Below are 16,825 nucleotides of genomic sequence, written 5' to 3'. Positions count from 1 at the left end.
TAAGAAATATCTATGATAAGAATGTTAAGAAATCACATCAATATTTTTTTAGATTAAGTGTAATTTTCATACTTATTATTACACAAAATAGATCAAAGAGGAGAAAAAGCTTTAACCATTTTTGGCATTAATTTTAAAAATTGATTAAAAACTTAGAAATTTTTGTTAGAATTAGATGTATAAATTCTAACGATATCTTCTTTTTGAGATAAGAAATATTGTAATATAAAAAAACATCATCGGAAATGAATGATGTTGGGATTGCTTATTCAATGACCTTAGTCCTTTTCCTGACGGTGTGTGCAGAAAAGTAACCTAATGCGCCATTACTGATATTGCTTGGCGGATTTGCGGGCGTAACACCTCCATTAGCTCCACCGTTTGCAAGCTGCAAAAGCGCAGAATAATAGGTGTACACTTTTTCATCGATACAACGCATCTCTACATTAATCGTATCGCCTACTTTAACTTTAACACTACCATCTTCATCATCATTGGGAAGAATGAGAGGCCTCTGATTAAGCATCCCGTTATTGATATTATCAGAAAATTCCTGAAAATTACTCTTAGAGCGATTGTTGACATTATAGCTGAAAAGATAACGGTTTCCTAGGGCTTGCGGATCTGTAAAAATTGGTAAAAGCGTATAACTTGTTTCACCTCCAACCATAAAAGAATCCTGTTCAAGACCATCAAAAGGTACCGCTTCAGGCATTGTACTTGTTGAAGTGTATTCTTTTCCTTCTGCCTGAATTTTTAAAGTGTATGTTCTTCCGGATTGTCCAACAAAAGTTGAGGTTTGGTATCTTCCGTTTCCAATGTATTGTAAAGTTTCGGTTTGTCCGGTATTGTCGCTTAAAACAACCTGTGCATTTTCTATTGCTGGATATTGATTCGCCTGAGTAAATGCAACAGATTTTGTGATTTTAACGTAATACGGACCAGCCTGATCGGTTACATTTCCTTCAATCACAATATTCCCGCTTTGATCTTCCAGATCGAGATCGATTTCTTTTTCGCAAGATGTGACCAGAAATAATGAAAGTATCATTAAAAATATATTTTTCATAGCTAAATTAAAATTTGAAGTTATACGTAATGTTTGGAACCCAGCGGAATAACGAAGTCTGCATTGCTCTTGTCGTTCCCGGCTTGTCTGGATTGTCTTCAAAATTAATAGTGTACGCATTTTGTCTGCCATATACATTGTAAATTCCGAATGACCAGGATCCTTTCCAACGTTTAGTAGAAACCGGTTCATAGGTTGCACTCAGATCCATTCGGTGATAAGCAGGCATTCTGTCTGCGTTTCTGTTGCTGTACTGGAAAACTGTTTGTCCGTTCAGTTCATATTTCCCGGTTGGGAAAGTTACTGCATTTCCTGTGCTGTAAAGGAATAATCCGGAAAAAGACCACTTTGGATTTAACTGATAAGTTGCGACAACAGAAAGATCGTGTGTTTTATCCTGTCTTGCATCGTACCATTGATTGTCGTTGATTCCTTCGATTTTCCTCTCCGTTTTAGATAAAGTATAAGAAATCCAGCCCGTTAGTTTTCCGCTTTTCTTTTTGGCAATTAATTCCAGACCGTAAGCTCTTCCTTTTCCGAACAACAATTCACTTTCTACGTCTGCTGCCGTATCAAAACTGATTTGCGCACCGTTTTTATAATCAATCTGATTCTGCATCGATTTGTAATAAATCTCAGCATTCAATTCATAATTATTGTTGTTGAAATTTCGGCTGTAACCTGCACTGATCTGGTCTGCAATTTCAGGCTTTACCGTATAGCTGCTTCCAATCCACTGATCGGTCGGATTTCCGCTTCCGCTGTTGCTCAAAAGGTGTAAATTCTGCGTGTTTCGGGAATATCCACCTTTCACACTGCTTACTTCGTTAATTCTGTAATTCGCAGTAATTCTCGGTTCAAGATTTACGTAGGTTTTACCAAATTTTCCTTTTTCTAAATATTCAGAATCCGTTAAAATTCCGTTTTCGTAAGTATTAAAAGTATCGCCACCCAAAACACTGAACATTGAAAGTCTTGCCCCGTAATTGATGGTCAGCTTTTCTGTTGCTTTAAAATCATCATTAATATAAATTGCATTTTCCCAAGAATATCTCGGGTTTCTCGGAAAGCTGCTTACACTCGTTCCGGAAGCACTGCTTGGAGTAATCGTATGATAAATCGACTGAAAACCAAATTTTACATTATGTTTATTTCCTGCAAACCAAGAGAAATCCTGCTTCAAATTCCAGTCTTCAATCTCCGAATCCAATCCGAAAGTATTGTTGTTACTGCTTAAACTTACATTATAATTGTAGTTGCTGTAGATAAATGAAGTATTTGAAAATAATTTACTGTTGATAATACTGTTCCAGCGCAAAGTTGCCGTGGTATTTCCCCAATCTGTTGAGAAAGTATCACCCAAACCTAAAACATCTCTTCCAAAATATCCCGACAAATACAAACGGTTGTTGTCATTAATCTGATAATTGGCTTTTAAGTTTAAATCATAAAAATACAGTTTGCTGTCTTTAAAATCATCGGTAGTTTTTAAAAATAAATCAGCATACGTTCTTCTTCCGGAAACGATAAATGACGATTTTTCTTTCTGAATTGGCCCTTCCACGCTTAATCTGCTGCTGATTAACCCGATTCCGCCGTTGACGTTGTAATCTTTGTTGTTTCCGTCTTTCATTTTGACATCCAGAACAGATGAAAGTCGGCCTCCGTATTGAGCAGGACTGTTTCCTTTGATGATACTTACATCTTTCAAAGCATCGCTATTGAAGGTACTGAAGAATCCAAGTAAATGCGATGCATTGTAAACTGCTGCCTCATCCAGTAAAATTAAATTCTGATCGGTCGCCCCACCTCTTACCGAAAATCCGCTGCTTCCTTCTCCGTTGCTTTTAATTCCCGGTAAAAGCTGAATGGTTTTCATCACGTCTTTTTCACCAAACAAAACAGGAAGTTTGTCAATCTGTTTAATGCTTAAGGTTTCCGTTCCCATTTGTGCCGATGAAAGATTTTTGTCTTTTTTAACCGCAGAAATGACGACTTCATCTATTTGTTTTACTCTTTCATCACTTCCTTCCTGATTGAGCTGTAAATTAAGCTTCACATCATCCTCAACATTCACAATCTGCTGAAAATCTTTAAACCCAGGATTGGAAACGACCAAAGTATAAGAGCCTTTCGGAAGTGAAAGTGAGTAAAATCCGTATTCGTTGGCGACAACAGAAATGGTAGGATCTTCGGCAACTTTTACAGAAACACCGATGAGCAATTCACCGTTTTTCTGATCTTTTACTGTACCACTTACCGAATATTTCTGCTGTGCAAAAATGGCTGTACTGAAACAAATTGCTGCTATTGAAGTTGCAATTTTCAGGGATGATGTCTGCATTTGATCTATTTTCGACAGTAAAGATATTATTTTCTTCCGGTAAAGGTGCTTTAAATGGGCGTTTTATTAGCAAATGAAACAGCATTGAAAGTGTCCGCTGATTTCTATCCAGATTTAAGGCGTATTCATAAGTTTTATTATTCTCGTTACCAATTTCCTTCTCATATTCAAAACATTACAATGAGTATTGGGTTATTTTTCATCTTTAAAATCAATTAAATCATTATTGGCCTCTTCTATGTTTCGGTTAAATCTTTTATCGTATTTAATTTTCAGAAATAATACCATTTTTTTAGCGGCTGTAAAAACTATTATCCCCAAAATCCAGCCGGAAATCAATCCGAAAACAATTCCTGCAAAAATCGAAATATCATTACTCCACCAATGTTCAATCTTATTTAGAAACCAAAAGAAAATTACCGAAATAATAGTTGTACCCAATATTGATGATGATAAGAAAAGTGTTTTGAAGCCTTTACTTACAGACTTTTGCTGCAGACCTACCAAAACCGATGCAGAAATCAATCCTCCGCTGATTAATACTAATAAAATTGCGAAAAATATCAATACCAATGCAACACCAATAATAACGGCAAACAAGCAGAAAAATGCGCCCATTATTAAAAGTACCGCCAGAAAATCATCATCATTTCTGAATGAATCGATCAGGTAAAAATTAAAAACTGAACACTTTAAGAACAAGTTCAATATAAAGGTTTTCATCATTTTTTTTTATTAGTTCAATTTTTTGTAGTTCTCAGAAGGCATCATTATGATGAAAAACAGCAGGATAATCTGTATCATAATGATTCCGAAAGCATATATCTGAGTTTCAAAAGCAATGCCTGACTTATCTTTTTCATTTTGTCTTTTTGTCTGAATTTCTTTTTTCAGAATTTTCTTTTCACAATCGTCAATATCGGTTCGCTCTTCTATTTTACGAATAGAATCCATCACATACCAATCGGTTTTATTGGATGCAATATCAAGGGAATCTAACTTTTTTACAATTAAAAATCCGCAGATGATCATCGTGATAATACAAAGAGAAACAGCAATTAATTTTTTCATATCAATAATTTTCAATCTTTAAATTCAGCTCCCGACATCAATGCCAAAGCCAATAAAATATAAACGAATATCACAAATAAAACAGGGACTGCAACGACAAATGATACTAATGTAATGTTGATATTGTATTTTTCCTTCATTATTTGCTTTACCAGATTATCTATTCCGTACCAAGCTCCGGCCAAAAGCGGAATTAATATAATAAGAAACAAAATGGTCATCGCTAATTCAGTTTTCCTTTTTGCATCAGTCTCCTAAAATGCAGAAAGCAAAGTAAACTAATCGCCAGATGAGGTAAAACCACACAAGCTGCAAATTTAAAACCCGACTTTAGATTCTCGTACTTGAAAGATTCCTCGAAAATATCCCCAAAAACTATCGACAGAAAAGTACCAACCGGAATCAACAAATAAGTCAGCAATGACAGGAACCAATTGCTTCGGATTTTTTTAAATAAATTCAGGAAAATAGTAATCGAAGATAAAGACAGGAAAAAGACAAATCTTAAGGTAAACACAAAGGTAATGCCTGAAAAAATATCCAGCCACGATACATTGTCATCATCGCTTAATCCTAAATAATCGATGAGCAACAATCTTGAAACCAGAAAACTGACGATCATAATGATCAGCCAAGTGAGTGTGAAATATCCTGACATTTTCATAAACAGATATTAAGTTATTAAGGCTTAGAAACCGGAACATAAGCCACACCAGTTACTTTATAACCTTGAACAGTTGTATTCCATTTGGGCATTTCGCCGATTTTTGCAATCAAGGCTTTTTCGGTTTCGTTTTTTAATAAAAGTAATGACAGATTCTGTAAAGTTGCTGTTCCGTTCTCATCGATTTCCAGAATAAGAACAAGATCTTTCGTAGCCAATTCTTTTTTCAGAATTGGTGTGATATTTTTCTCAATCCACTTGTTCAGTTCTGCATCGCCACCAACAAATTCCGGATGAATCGGTTTATTGTTTTTAAATTTTGGAGGCAAATCTGCCGGATAATCCTTTAAGCCGACTTCTTTTTTGGCTAAAACCAATTTCCCGTTCACATCAGGAATATAAACATAATGGTCCAGCGTCGGCGTTTCTTGGGTCTGATTGAATTCTATAAAATGAATTTCAGAATCGTTTTTTCTGTAAATCCCAAGAAATGTTTCTTTGTTCAGCTTCTTATCGAAAATTCTGGCAATGTGTTCCAATTTGTTACCTTTGGAATCGATGATCTGATATTTGGTAACATCAGAATCTTTTTCATTGGAATTGATATCATAGACTTTGAAATCAGAGCTTTTTAGTTTGATTTCTTCTCTCAGATCTTGAGCCTTAATATTCAGACCGAAAAATATTATAATCAGCAATAAACAGTTTTTCATTTTCAGGGTTTTTGTAAGCTTAGAAATAACAATTTAAAATATTCGTTGTGGTTTAGAATTAATACATCACGAAATCGTTTCAGGAATTAATTTTCTTTGTAAAAAACTTCCGACGTATCGGGTGATTCTCCCCAACCCGTCCAATAATTCCTGATAACCAACTGGTAACCGTCGTAAGATTCTATTTTCCTGATCCAATTGGACGGCGGACAATCTTCGTTGACTTTTTGGGTAAAAGTTGCCACAAAAGTTCTTTCATCAATCCATTTCACCCGCATCGTATCGGGATCCATCGGAAACATTTCGTTGGTCCAGGTAATCGTTTGGTTGTCTACGAAATCGAATCCTGCATAATCTGCTCCTTTTAGAATGAATTTGCCTTTGAGTATTTTAGAAAAATCGGTATCCTGATTAGATTTTTTATCAACTGTTTGTTTGGGATTTTCTACCGGAGTTTTTGAAGCCGGAACCTCAATCTTTTGTTTTTTTTGATAAAAGTCTTTACCGAAAAAGCCTAAAGCAAAAAATATAACTCCTATCAGTAGAATGGTTATGAGTGTTTTTGAGTTCATTGGTTTGAGTTTTTAATTAAGTTTTTTCAATTCTACCAATCCAAAATGCAGCCAAACTCCGAAAAACCCTGTTTTGGTTAAAAATGTTCCTTCTTTCTGAAAATCTACCGTTGTATCTGGTTTTGTCTGACAAATGAAAAAATGACCGCCATCGATACAGTTCATTTTTCCTTCCTGATAAAGCCTTGTCCAACCGAATTCTTTGTATTCATCATCCTTATTTTCAGGATTAAAAATAAACCGGCGAACCACTTCTGAGTCTCCCCTTTTATCTTTTTTGGAAATAACTGTCCATCTTTTCAAATCAACCTCAAATCTGGAAGGAACATTTTCGGGTTTTACATCTTTGGTTTTTGCAATCACTAATGTATCTAAAGCTGTTTTATCATCTTTTATCGAATAAACAGCGTAACTCCCACTCCAGATGTCTGCTTCAGAAGTATTTTGCGCTTTGAACAGAAATGAAAAACTCAATAAAATAAAGGTCAGTATTATTTTTCTCATTTGTTATTTTTTTTAATTCTATAAATTAAGAAGCGAATAAAAGCCAGAAGAGCCAAACAGCCCAAAAGAACAATCGTAAAAAGCTGGAAAAATGCTTCAGCAACATCCTGACTTTCCCCATCGCAATAGACTATATCGCCCCAAATATCAACTCCTTTTTGGCCTTCATACATCGTTTTGTCACAAGCGCAATATTCAGGAACGACAATTCCGAAATAGAACAGTAAAGCCGGAATAAAAATGAACAACACCAGAACCGCAATGATTTTCAGAAGGTGAATATAATCAGCTTGTTTCATTTCTTTTGAGAATTAATCGATAATTAATTATAAAAATTACAACAACAGACATTGTCAGAATTGGAAATAAGCTACAATACAAAGTTACAAACAACTCCTCGGTCAAAAGATAAGTACTCCACGATGATTCTCTATCTACAAAAATCTCGTAATTCCAAAAGAACCAGGTCGCTGTTGTAAAAAATAATTCTGCCGCGATTTTTAGAAATCTATTATTAATTTTTGATATAAATGAAAAAATTAATGAAAGCAAAATTCCCGTAAGAATCGAATACAAAAATATATCCTCAAAGAAACTACATTCTAAACAATGACTTGAAGTATTGTCCGACAAAAATCCCATTGCCCAATAAACCTGTAAAAACGTTCCTGCAAAAATGACAAGAAAGTAAAACGTTGAGTTCTTCAGGAAAGGTAAAATTCTCATTTATAAAAGTTAGTTCTTAAAAATTCAAATCAGCTGAAACTTTGATTTTGTTAAGATAAAAAACGCATAAACAGGATTGAATTGTTTACACGTTTTTAAAAGATTTTTATTGTTGCAATTAATTCAAAATAGGAACATCAACTTTCAGATTGGGATATTTGTCACCCAGTTTTTTGAGGAAATCATTAGCGATGACGTTTTCCTGTACCACTTTCTGCATATCCATCGACAACATATTGCTTGCCGTATTCACGTGGGTAAAAACAAGCGCCGAAAACAAAATCAGCTCTATCGGTTTATCATCCGTCGCTAAAGAGATTTTGTACGCTTTTACCGTATCACCTTTCTGTTTTGCAAAAGCTTTCATTGTTCCTTGCTGCGGAATCTCCACCAGGCTCGATTGTGAAAGCCTATGACTGTCAAACACCAAATGATTGCTGATATCGCCATCGGTATCGGTATCCAAAAGATGAAGTTCATCATTACTCAAAATCAAATATTTCGGAGTCTGAACGGTTTGATATCTTACCGTTCCCAAAGTCGCCATACTTTTCAAAGAATCTTTCATCCCGTCTTTGATGGCAGTTGCGCCGGAATATTCAAGGTTTGCAAAATTGAATGCATCAATAGGTTTTCCGTTCATCTGGGTTTTCAGATAACTGTAATCGCCGTTCAGAAAATTGGATTTGTAAGTTTCTGCCCGTTGAAACTCTGATTTGAAATCTGTACTCTGCAGAGTTTGTTTCATTTTTTGCTTTTTAGCGTACATAAAATACATCACGCCGCCATAAAAAAGCACCATAAATCCGATAATAAAAAAAATTGTACTCATAGTTTTTGTGTTTTAAATTTATATTTTCGTAGGTTCTACTCTTTTTTTCTTCGAAGGAATTACGCCCCAGATCATAAAAGCAATAAGAAGCAATGCCACCAGCTTTCCACCATATCTTGTATAAAAAGGAAGTTTATTGAGGTCATCTTTTTTGAGCTTTTGAGAGGCTAAAATCGCATCCATTTCCTTATCCGGAATATTATAGAACTCATCCGTTTTTTCATCATAACCTACTAATTTGGGTTCTTCAATGACATATAATGGGAGGATATAAGCGATATTAAATTCTTTATGCAGGGTGGCAAGATCGAGATAGTTCCCATTGTTAAGTTTGTATTCTTCGGTATTGGGAAGGTCATAAACTTTTGTGAGTGCCTCTCTTTCGCCAATAGGGATTTTGGCTTTTGCCGATAGAAAATTGCAGGCAGAGAGCATCAATGCAGATACCAGAAAAATTGGTTTTAAATTCATCATTGTTTGTTTTTTAAGTTATACAATTTTTAGATTAGAATAAAATTGTTCACTTTCTAAAGATAATTAAAATTATAAAAAATTGAAAACATTATTTGCAATTTGTTGAAAAATTAATTACAATCTGGCTGTTTTATTATTTCATTTCCATCTTTTCAGCCATTTCTTTTCTCTTTCGGTTAGAGTTTCCGTTTCCGGTTTATAAGCAGGATTAGGAATGTACCACTCCATTGTTTTGTAAAACTGACTTAATTCCGGATTCTGAAAAATATAACCGCGTCTCGCAAATGGTAAATTTTTGAGTATTTTTCTTTCCAGATCATTTTTAGGTTCCGCAATATTTTCTTCCTGATAATAAGAGAACGGAATGTATCCCAAATCCTGAATTCCCAAATAGTTTTGAGCATACAAAAACAAATCACCATTGATTTTGAAATTCTTCTTCCGGAAAACAATGTTGCCTTTTTGTAAATGAAATTTCAAAGCATCATTTTCGATAAAAGAATTTTTAATTCCTTTGATGTCTTCTGTTTTTCCGATGCCGTTAATCTGCCATTCATTAGAATTTTTGAAGAACGTTTTGTTGATAGAAAATGTTTCAAACTCGCCAACATCAATAATCAATGTAAAATCATCAATCTGTTTATTCGCCCAACGCTTGGCCGCGGTCAAAACATATTCAAATTCATAATTATAATCTATCGAACCAGAAACGTCATAATTGTAAGTATGTTTGATGATGTTGAGTCCTTTTTTGAAATTGGCTTCAAAATGATAGACGTAAAAGAAATCGACATTATTCCCGCTTTTGTTACCATTGAATTTGGCTAAATCCAAAGACTTTATATTTCCATTTTGATTGTATAAAGAGTCGGCAACGTAAGAAACATTATATTTCAAAACCGAATTATTGAGCTCCACCTTGAAATCTCTCATATACGGATGTTGCCCATTTTTTGGCGCGCCATCCACATCTCCTTCCGGCGAAAAAGCTTCAAAACCAACGATGATTTTCTTGTCTTCTTTCGGATTGAAAAACTCATAATAAACCGTGACTTCAATTACCTGATTTCGCACTTTTTTCAGAGTTAAAATTTCCTTTTTGACCGTAATATCGGTTTCATTGATTGGAATCAACTGATTGCCTTTCGCGAAAAATGCGCCATCATTTGCAAAGGCCGAAACGCTTGTTAATATTAATACTATTTGAAGTAAAAACCTGGTCATCATTTTTTGTTTTAATTCAATTATCAATTCAATTTTTAAAAAGGTATCTCAACTTGTCTTCCCTTATAAATGTCGTTTTCGATTTTGAATAATGCGACATAAGAACCCGCTCCGTCGGAATTTGACAAATGGATGTATATCGAATTATTTACTTTGTCATAATAACATTCGGTGTAACCATTGTTGAGATTGAAAAGGTCTTCGATATCTTTCTTGGGGATTTCGATCTTCTGATTTCCTATTTTCACAGTAATAGACTGGTAATAACTTTTAGGAATTGTTCCGTCTGTTCCCCACATTTCGCGGCCTTTGTATTTTGTGATTGGAAAATCTGTTTCAGAAAAGTATTTTTTGTTGGATTCATAATCAAAATCACCCGTTTTGATATTGATATCGATATCGTTTAAATGAAATACCGCCTTGTTATCGTGAGTATCTACAGAAGGTATTTTCTCAAGATCTTTGATATATTTGATCCTTGAACGGTGTATATAACCGGATTTTCTATTGTTATCAAAGCTAATATTCAACCAATCTGTGTCTAAGTCTTCAAAAATAAAAACCGCTTCTCCCGATTTTATCTTTCCGATGATTTTGCTGTTCGCCGACTCTTTTTCTCTCACATTCACGTAACCGTCTTTATCGACAATCACAGCAAAATTGCAAAATGACGTTATATCAGCTTCTTCAGAAATTGGCTTTGTTTCTGTAATTTTTTGAGGTTCTTTTTTTCCAATTGTCTTCTGCTTTTCTTCTATGCAGGATTGCAAAGTGAAAATTATAATTAATAATAAAAACTTCTTCATTTCAATCATTTAAAATTCTATTTCCACCATTTCTCATTCTCTTTCTTCTTTCCCAGATTGGTATCCAACTCCGTTTCGCCATACATTGAAAGGATATAATATTTCCAGCCTTTGTCAAAATATTTTGGATCCGGCGAAAATTCTCCCGCTCCAATATCCAAATCACCACTTTCCGGAATTCTGTAATCGCCCCAGTTGCACTTTTTTGAAACGCCTGTTTTATAGCTTGTCCATTTTCCTTTAAACTCATTATTACTAAAACCATCGGTATCATAAGCCAAAGAATTATACTTGAGTTTATTTTTATCAATGATGTATCCCACAGTCATTGTACCTTTGATAGAACCTGTGGAAGTCATTTTCCGGTCTTCATAAAAATTGATTTCGCAAGTGGCAAAACCTTGAAGATGACTTGGGAAATCAGCATCTTTTCCAACCGTGGCACTTTTGATCGTCAACATTCCCTGAAAAGGTCGAATTGTTTCTTTCACCTTAGTTTTTCCCTGAACAAGATATTCGTAAGGATTGTCATTATTCTTAATCACTGAAATAAAATGGATATAAAATCTCTGATAATCGTTCCCGATAAAACCAATCGGTTCGGGTTTTTTCAAAGTTTCATTATCATCAGTAATTATAGTTTCAGCCGTAAGAATCCCGGAAATATCATAGTTCTTAATATCGTTGTAAAAGTCATTACTCTTGTTTTGAGCAAAATTTTTACTCAAACAAAACATTAACAACAAAATAAAAAAATTGATTTTCATAGCATAATTTTTAGTTTAACTAATGATTTTCAATGGCTTTAACTTTCCCTGTTTTCTTGTCAAAAGTAATTTTGTAATTAGGTCCGCCATAAAACAAAATAAGGGTTAAAATATTATCTGTTTCATTATCAAATCGGATGTCTTTCGCCAAACTAATCCTCAAATTTCCATCATTTTTAAAAATATCGTGATCTGTAGAATGGATAATTTGCTGTTCAAAAATTCCTTTTTTCTCAATGATTTCCAGCCAAGGACGCGTCATCACGCTGTAACCAACAATCTGAGCTCTATAATTTTGATTCAGATCTTTCTGCATTCTGGAACCGAAAGGTGTCATCGCAAAAAATATGGTGTAAAACGGCAGCATCATCGGTAAAATACTCAGGATCAATGCCACGATCAATGTTCCTAATAATAATTTCGCCAATAGTTTTTTCCAAAACAGAACGATCACTGCAAAACTTGTTAAGATCCAAAGCCAAAACAAAATAACATCGCTGTAATAACCTGCAAAACTGATTTTCCAGAAATAATACAGCACGCTATCTGACACCAAAAGTATCGAGAGAACTAGATATATTTTTAGTATTATTTTTTTCATCGGTTTAATTTTTCCTGAAATATTTGTCTTTGAAAACCTCATTTTGTACTTGCTTTGCATACTCTTTCACCCAATCTTTGTAATAATATTCGGCATAGAGAATGTTATTTTTCAGTTTGTATTTTGCAAAAGGCTTTCCAATTGTAGGAACATTTTTCAGACCAAAGTTTTCATCCGTACTGTTATCAAAAACACAATCCCTATCTCTTGCCCAAATCATTTCAAATTCATTTTCATTGATTTTTCTAATGGGATAAGTGTATTGACACTGGCCGTGATATTCGAAAATCAATTCATTCTTTAAGACATTTAATGATACAATTCCGCCAAACCATCTTCCGGAAATATCTGATTGAGTTGGCATTTCTTCCCGATTGATAAATTTGATTTGGGTAATTTTCCAATCATTTTTTTCTTTTTCTAAAAAGACGGTTGACAAAGGCGTACCGACAGTATCAGCAGAATCATACTTTTCATAAATATCGAGCGAAGTATTATTCTCATTGATTTTTTTGACATTCTTCACAGTAAAACTACTCGGACTATCCTGACTTTTCAGCCAATACATATAGTAAATATCGAGGCAATATTCGTCATATTCATACAGATCTGCATTCTCATATTCCGAATAATCCAAAGTCGCTATAAACTCGGCGCAAGGCTGCAATCTCTCCCTTTCCTGAAGAATAAATTTCTCCGAAATAGTTCCCAAACCTCGCAAAGTTTTGAAATAAGAAACCGTATCCACCAAGCATTTCCCGTCTTTACGTTTAACAATATCACAGTTTGGAAATTCGTTCTCGAAATACCAATCATAGAAAGACCTTCCGTTTTTTTCAATGACTTTCAGCTCGTCGGCAGGCTCATTTTCAAGTTTTGTAATTGGTTTTGATTCATTGATTTTTTCTTCTTTGGAATTACAACCTATCAGAAAAATTGAGATTAATAATAGAATTAGTTCTTTCATTGTGTTTATTTTGAGGAATTCAAAGATCGTTACAGTCTTTGAAAAGAATACGGTTGAGATAATTCTGAATGAATGACGAATCGCGATCAGGCTGGTTATTTTTCATTTGTAGTTTTTTGTAAAAATATTAATTTTTAACGTACTAATATTTTAATTATAATAATTCTTATTCCTGAATGACCCAAAATTCTACAAAGGCTAAATCAATTTGAGTAAAAATACTGAACAATAATCCTCAGAATCCCATTAGTTTTGCCACAACAAAGATTTTTTATGTTTGGCTCGTACGACAGTTATATTATCAGCTTACTCGTTTTATTGAATCTGATTTTACTTTTTTTTATCCTGAAGAAAGATTGGTCCATTCATAATATTATCAATATCATTAGAGAATATGTTAATTTTTTTAATCGGAAAAGATGAAGCATCATTCCGCTCATTGGGCTTTGTTACTATTCTTGTTTTCGCACACATTCTGATGACTGAAACTTAAAAAAATTAACGCCTTTTATGAGATCGTAAATTTTTCCGGTAACTGTAATTTTATATTTTTGTAGAATTAGTTATGAAAAAAATTATTCTGATAGAAGACGAATCCAGTGTTGTTTCCTTTATCAAAAAAGGATTACAGGAATTGGATTATGAGATTTCCGTAGCTTTGGACGGCTCCACAGGTATCAAGTTGGTTGATGATAATGATTTCGATCTCATCATTTTGGATATTATGTTGCCCGACATCAATGGCTTGGAAGTCTGTAAAGAAATCCGAAAGAAGAATAAAACCGTTCCAATTTTGTTTTTAACCGCTTTGGATTCTTCGGAAAACATCGTTCTTGGATTAGAAAGTGGCGGCGATGATTATCTTGTGAAGCCTTTCAAATTCATAGAACTGGTGGCGAGAATCAAATCTCTTCTCAGAAGAAGCGGCCATAGTAACGGAACAGAATCTAACGAAATTGATGATCAAAACACGTATCAATTTTCAGATCTGACAGTTAACGACTATACCAAGAAAGTAACTCGAGCTGGAGTAGAAATTTCATTAACCTCAACAGAATACAAACTCTTACTTTATTTTCTGAATAATCCTGAAAAAGTGATTTCCAGAGCAGAAATACTGGAGGCGGTTTGGGGCGTGAACTACGAATTGGGAACCAATGTTGTGGATGTTTATGTTAACTATCTCAGAAAAAAACTCGATAATCAGGATGATGATAAATTGATCCACACCGTCATAGGAATGGGCTACGTCCTTAAAAAATCATAACAATGCTGAAAGGAAATCCTACCAATCAAACAAAAACAATGCTTCTCCTGATGCTGGTTTTTACAGTGGTTATTCTGCTGTTCAGTGGATTGGTCTATTTTTCCATTGTTAATTTCTCGCATCAGCGTTTTTACGAATTACTGAAAATCCGGGCGACAACGATTGTCCAAATCGAGAAAAGCAAAGAACATCTCGACATTCCCGAAAATCACATCCTGAATAGTCTGAATGACGAAGAACTCCCGATGGAGAAAGATTACGTTTTCGAGGTTCCGAAGGATTCTAATTACAGTCAGATTTCTAATCAGATCCATATTCCGGATAGTTTTTTCAAGAGTATTGTCAAAAAAGGGGAAGCCAATTACAATGACAAAGAATTCTATTACATAGGGCAGTCTTTCAAATCTGATAATAAAACTTACATTGCCATTGCATCTGCTCAAAACCATTATGTTGTTTATTATCTGGGCTATCTGAAAAGAACCTTGATCACCTGCATGATTCTGGCTCTGTTCTTCTCGATGATCTTTTCTTTTTATTTGTCGAAGACATTGTTTCGTCCGATTCTTAAGATTACAGGAAAAGTAAAGGAAATCAGTTCTGAGAATCTCCATCTGAGATTAGAACCCCAGCCGGGAAATAAAGAATTAAATGAATTGGTTGACACCTTCAACGATATGTTGAACCGGATCGAAACGTCTTTTGAAACCCAAAATCACCTGATCGGGAATGTTTCTCACGAGCTCAGAACACCTTTGACTTCGATTATGGGCGAAGCTGATGTGGCGTTATCTATCCCAAGATCAAAAGAACATTACCAGGAAACACTTCAAATCATCCTGAATGAAGCCGAAAAACTGGATAAGAAAATCAAGGCTTTATTAATGATCGCTCAAACTGGATTTGACGGGAAAATCCAGAAGATGGATAAAGTAAGAATGGATCAGCTACTTTGGGATGTGATCGAAACGGCAACAAGAATCAATTCTAAGAATAATGTTTTTATGGATATCAGTATGTTGCCAGAAAATCCCAAAAAACTGAAAGTCCAAGGTAACGAACAACTTCTGCATCTTGCAATGGCAAATATTATCAATAATGGTTGTAAATATTCTAATTTTCAACAGGTTAAAGTTTCTCTTGGCGCAACAGATGATCACGTTTATGTCATCATCAAAGACAGCGGAATCGGGATTCCGGACTCTGAAATGGATAAAATCTACGATCCGTTTTTCCGTGCGTCGAATACGAAAAACTATGAAGGATATGGCATCGGATTACCTTTGGCAAGAAATATTATCAGAATCCACAACGGCGAATTGATCGTGAATTCTAAAGAAAATGTTGGAACTACGGTTCAAATCCGTTTTCCTATTTATGTTCCCACGGAATAAAAACACTGAATCTTTGCAGCCCGACTTGAGCGGAAATCCTTTTTGTGGAGCAAAGCGGAACAAAAAGATTGACTTCGTCGAACCACTACGTTAGGTTTGGGAGCGGAAGGCGGATAAAGCTGCCCAAATCATTATTTAAGCTTAGATAGTTATCTATTTAAAGGTAGATTTTGTTCCAAAATTAATTTCCTTAAGTGAAATTCTAATCTCATTTTAATCTCTTTAATTACATTTTAATTTCGTTCCAAAGACTTTCTAATTTAGTGAGTATAGTTTTGTATCATCAAAAAGTAACAACTCACAAAATTATATAGTTATGATCAAAACCATTTTAATTGCTACGGATTTTTCTTTGGAATCTCTGGACATTCTAAAAAAAGTTTTAAAAAACAAAAATGATCAAAACGATGACAATCGATACAACATCCTTTTCGTAACTGGTTACGATATGGGTGATTCTATCAGAGATCTTTTGTTTAATTCCAAGAGTACCATCTTCACCAAGATAAGGCCGCAGGAGTTCTGTGATGCTTACAGCATTATCAATAACAAATATCCAAACCTGATCAACAAGATCTCTTGTGATATTTTCACGGGAAGTTTCCAAAGGACTTTCAATAATTATGTGGAAGCTACAGAGATTGCAGAAGCTTACTACTCATCTTCAAAAAGTAATAATCTAAGCAAAGGACAATTTGATATTACACCTTATGTCAAAAAATGCAAGCATCTGCAACCCGTGGAGATCGTAACACAAGCTCCGGAATTTGTTCACGAAAAAGGAAGATTGGCGGAAGTTTTCTCATAAAAATTTTGATTCTTGAAAATCA

General features: G+C 34.5%; 20 protein-coding genes. 3 read left to right on the top strand and 17 right to left on the bottom strand.

All coding sequences use genetic code 11. The annotated features are described in order from the left end of the window. Positions 1 to 265: 265 nt before the first annotated feature. The 17 genes from BXY58_RS06950 to BXY58_RS06865 all read right to left on the bottom strand — a co-directional run bounded on the left by BXY58_RS06950 (position 266) and on the right by BXY58_RS06865 (position 13,334). A complete protein-coding gene (locus tag BXY58_RS06950; protein WP_229728387.1) occupies positions 266 to 1,051 on the bottom strand; it encodes a DUF4249 domain-containing protein in 786 nt (261 codons plus the stop codon). A gap of 25 nt (positions 1,052 to 1,076) precedes the next feature. After that, positions 1,077 to 3,413, bottom strand: coding sequence for a TonB-dependent receptor (locus BXY58_RS06945; protein WP_120213093.1), 2,337 nt, complete (start codon positions 3,411 to 3,413; stop codon positions 1,077 to 1,079). A 192-nt stretch (positions 3,414 to 3,605) separates the two neighbouring features. Beyond that, positions 3,606 to 4,121: a hypothetical protein gene (locus tag BXY58_RS06940; RefSeq protein WP_170144204.1), complete on the bottom strand. Its 516-nt coding sequence runs from the start codon at positions 4,119 to 4,121 to the stop codon at positions 3,606 to 3,608. Between the two features lie 27 nt (positions 4,122 to 4,148). Next, complete coding sequence (locus tag BXY58_RS06935; protein ID WP_147366816.1) at positions 4,149 to 4,484, bottom strand: hypothetical protein; 336 nt, start codon at positions 4,482 to 4,484, stop codon at positions 4,149 to 4,151. 11 nt (positions 4,485 to 4,495) lie between these two features. Then, positions 4,496 to 4,705: a hypothetical protein gene (locus tag BXY58_RS06930; protein ID WP_120213090.1), complete on the bottom strand. Its 210-nt coding sequence runs from the start codon at positions 4,703 to 4,705 to the stop codon at positions 4,496 to 4,498. Positions 4,706 to 4,707: 2 nt separating this feature from the next. Continuing rightward, entirely contained in the window at positions 4,708 to 5,148 is a 441-nt protein-coding gene (locus BXY58_RS06925; RefSeq protein ID WP_170144203.1) for a hypothetical protein, read from the bottom strand. A 17-nt stretch (positions 5,149 to 5,165) separates the two neighbouring features. After that, the gene (locus BXY58_RS06920) at positions 5,166 to 5,861 is read right to left on the bottom strand and encodes a hypothetical protein (RefSeq protein WP_120213088.1); all 696 of its coding nucleotides are present in this window, start codon (positions 5,859 to 5,861) and stop codon (positions 5,166 to 5,168) included. Positions 5,862 to 5,947: 86 nt separating this feature from the next. Continuing rightward, positions 5,948 to 6,433 carry a hypothetical protein gene (locus BXY58_RS06915; protein ID WP_120213087.1) on the bottom strand — a complete coding sequence of 162 codons (486 nt, stop codon included), beginning with the start codon at positions 6,431 to 6,433 and terminating at the stop codon, positions 5,948 to 5,950. A 12-nt stretch (positions 6,434 to 6,445) separates the two neighbouring features. Beyond that, a complete protein-coding gene (locus BXY58_RS06910) occupies positions 6,446 to 6,937 on the bottom strand; it encodes a phosphate ABC transporter permease (protein ID WP_120213086.1) in 492 nt (163 codons plus the stop codon). After that, the gene (locus BXY58_RS06905; protein WP_120213085.1) at positions 6,934 to 7,236 is read right to left on the bottom strand and encodes a hypothetical protein; all 303 of its coding nucleotides are present in this window, start codon (positions 7,234 to 7,236) and stop codon (positions 6,934 to 6,936) included. The genes BXY58_RS06910 and BXY58_RS06905 overlap by 4 nt, the downstream gene beginning before the upstream one ends. 545 nt (positions 7,237 to 7,781) lie before the next feature. Beyond that, entirely contained in the window at positions 7,782 to 8,495 is a 714-nt protein-coding gene (locus BXY58_RS06895) for a hypothetical protein (RefSeq protein ID WP_120213083.1), read from the bottom strand. Positions 8,496 to 8,513: 18 nt separating this feature from the next. Beyond that, the gene (locus BXY58_RS06890; protein ID WP_120213082.1) at positions 8,514 to 8,969 is read right to left on the bottom strand and encodes a hypothetical protein; all 456 of its coding nucleotides are present in this window, start codon (positions 8,967 to 8,969) and stop codon (positions 8,514 to 8,516) included. Positions 8,970 to 9,107: 138 nt separating this feature from the next. Then, positions 9,108 to 10,193 (bottom strand): YARHG domain-containing protein, encoded by a 1,086-nt coding sequence (locus tag BXY58_RS06885; protein ID WP_120213263.1) that lies wholly within the window; start codon positions 10,191 to 10,193, stop codon positions 9,108 to 9,110. Between the two features lie 35 nt (positions 10,194 to 10,228). Further along, complete coding sequence (locus BXY58_RS06880; protein WP_170144202.1) at positions 10,229 to 10,999, bottom strand: SH3 domain-containing protein; 771 nt, start codon at positions 10,997 to 10,999, stop codon at positions 10,229 to 10,231. Between the two features lie 17 nt (positions 11,000 to 11,016). Continuing rightward, a complete protein-coding gene (locus BXY58_RS06875; RefSeq protein ID WP_147366815.1) occupies positions 11,017 to 11,766 on the bottom strand; it encodes a hypothetical protein in 750 nt (249 codons plus the stop codon). 19 nt (positions 11,767 to 11,785) lie between these two features. Continuing rightward, complete coding sequence (locus BXY58_RS06870; protein ID WP_120213262.1) at positions 11,786 to 12,367, bottom strand: hypothetical protein; 582 nt, start codon at positions 12,365 to 12,367, stop codon at positions 11,786 to 11,788. 4 nt (positions 12,368 to 12,371) lie between these two features. Continuing rightward, positions 12,372 to 13,334 (bottom strand): hypothetical protein, encoded by a 963-nt coding sequence (locus tag BXY58_RS06865; RefSeq protein WP_120213079.1) that lies wholly within the window; start codon positions 13,332 to 13,334, stop codon positions 12,372 to 12,374. A gap of 565 nt (positions 13,335 to 13,899) precedes the next feature. Here BXY58_RS06865 and BXY58_RS06860 point away from each other — a divergent pair. The 3 genes from BXY58_RS06860 to BXY58_RS06850 all read left to right on the top strand — a co-directional run bounded on the left by BXY58_RS06860 (position 13,900) and on the right by BXY58_RS06850 (position 16,803). Then, a complete protein-coding gene (locus tag BXY58_RS06860) occupies positions 13,900 to 14,601 on the top strand; it encodes a response regulator transcription factor (protein ID WP_120213078.1) in 702 nt (233 codons plus the stop codon). 2 nt (positions 14,602 to 14,603) lie between these two features. Then, on the top strand, positions 14,604 to 15,995 hold the full coding sequence (locus BXY58_RS06855) for a sensor histidine kinase (RefSeq protein WP_120213077.1): 1,392 nt from the start codon (positions 14,604 to 14,606) through the stop codon (positions 15,993 to 15,995). A gap of 316 nt (positions 15,996 to 16,311) precedes the next feature. Continuing rightward, positions 16,312 to 16,803 carry a hypothetical protein gene (locus BXY58_RS06850; protein WP_120213076.1) on the top strand — a complete coding sequence of 164 codons (492 nt, stop codon included), beginning with the start codon at positions 16,312 to 16,314 and terminating at the stop codon, positions 16,801 to 16,803. The last annotated feature ends 22 nt before the right edge of the window (positions 16,804 to 16,825 follow it).

Origin of the sequence: Epilithonimonas arachidiradicis, from assembly GCF_003610695.1 — a bacterium.
Classification (GTDB): Bacteria; Bacteroidota; Bacteroidia; order Flavobacteriales; family Weeksellaceae; genus Epilithonimonas; species Epilithonimonas arachidiradicis.
This window is presented reverse-complemented; position numbering and strand designations above follow the sequence as displayed.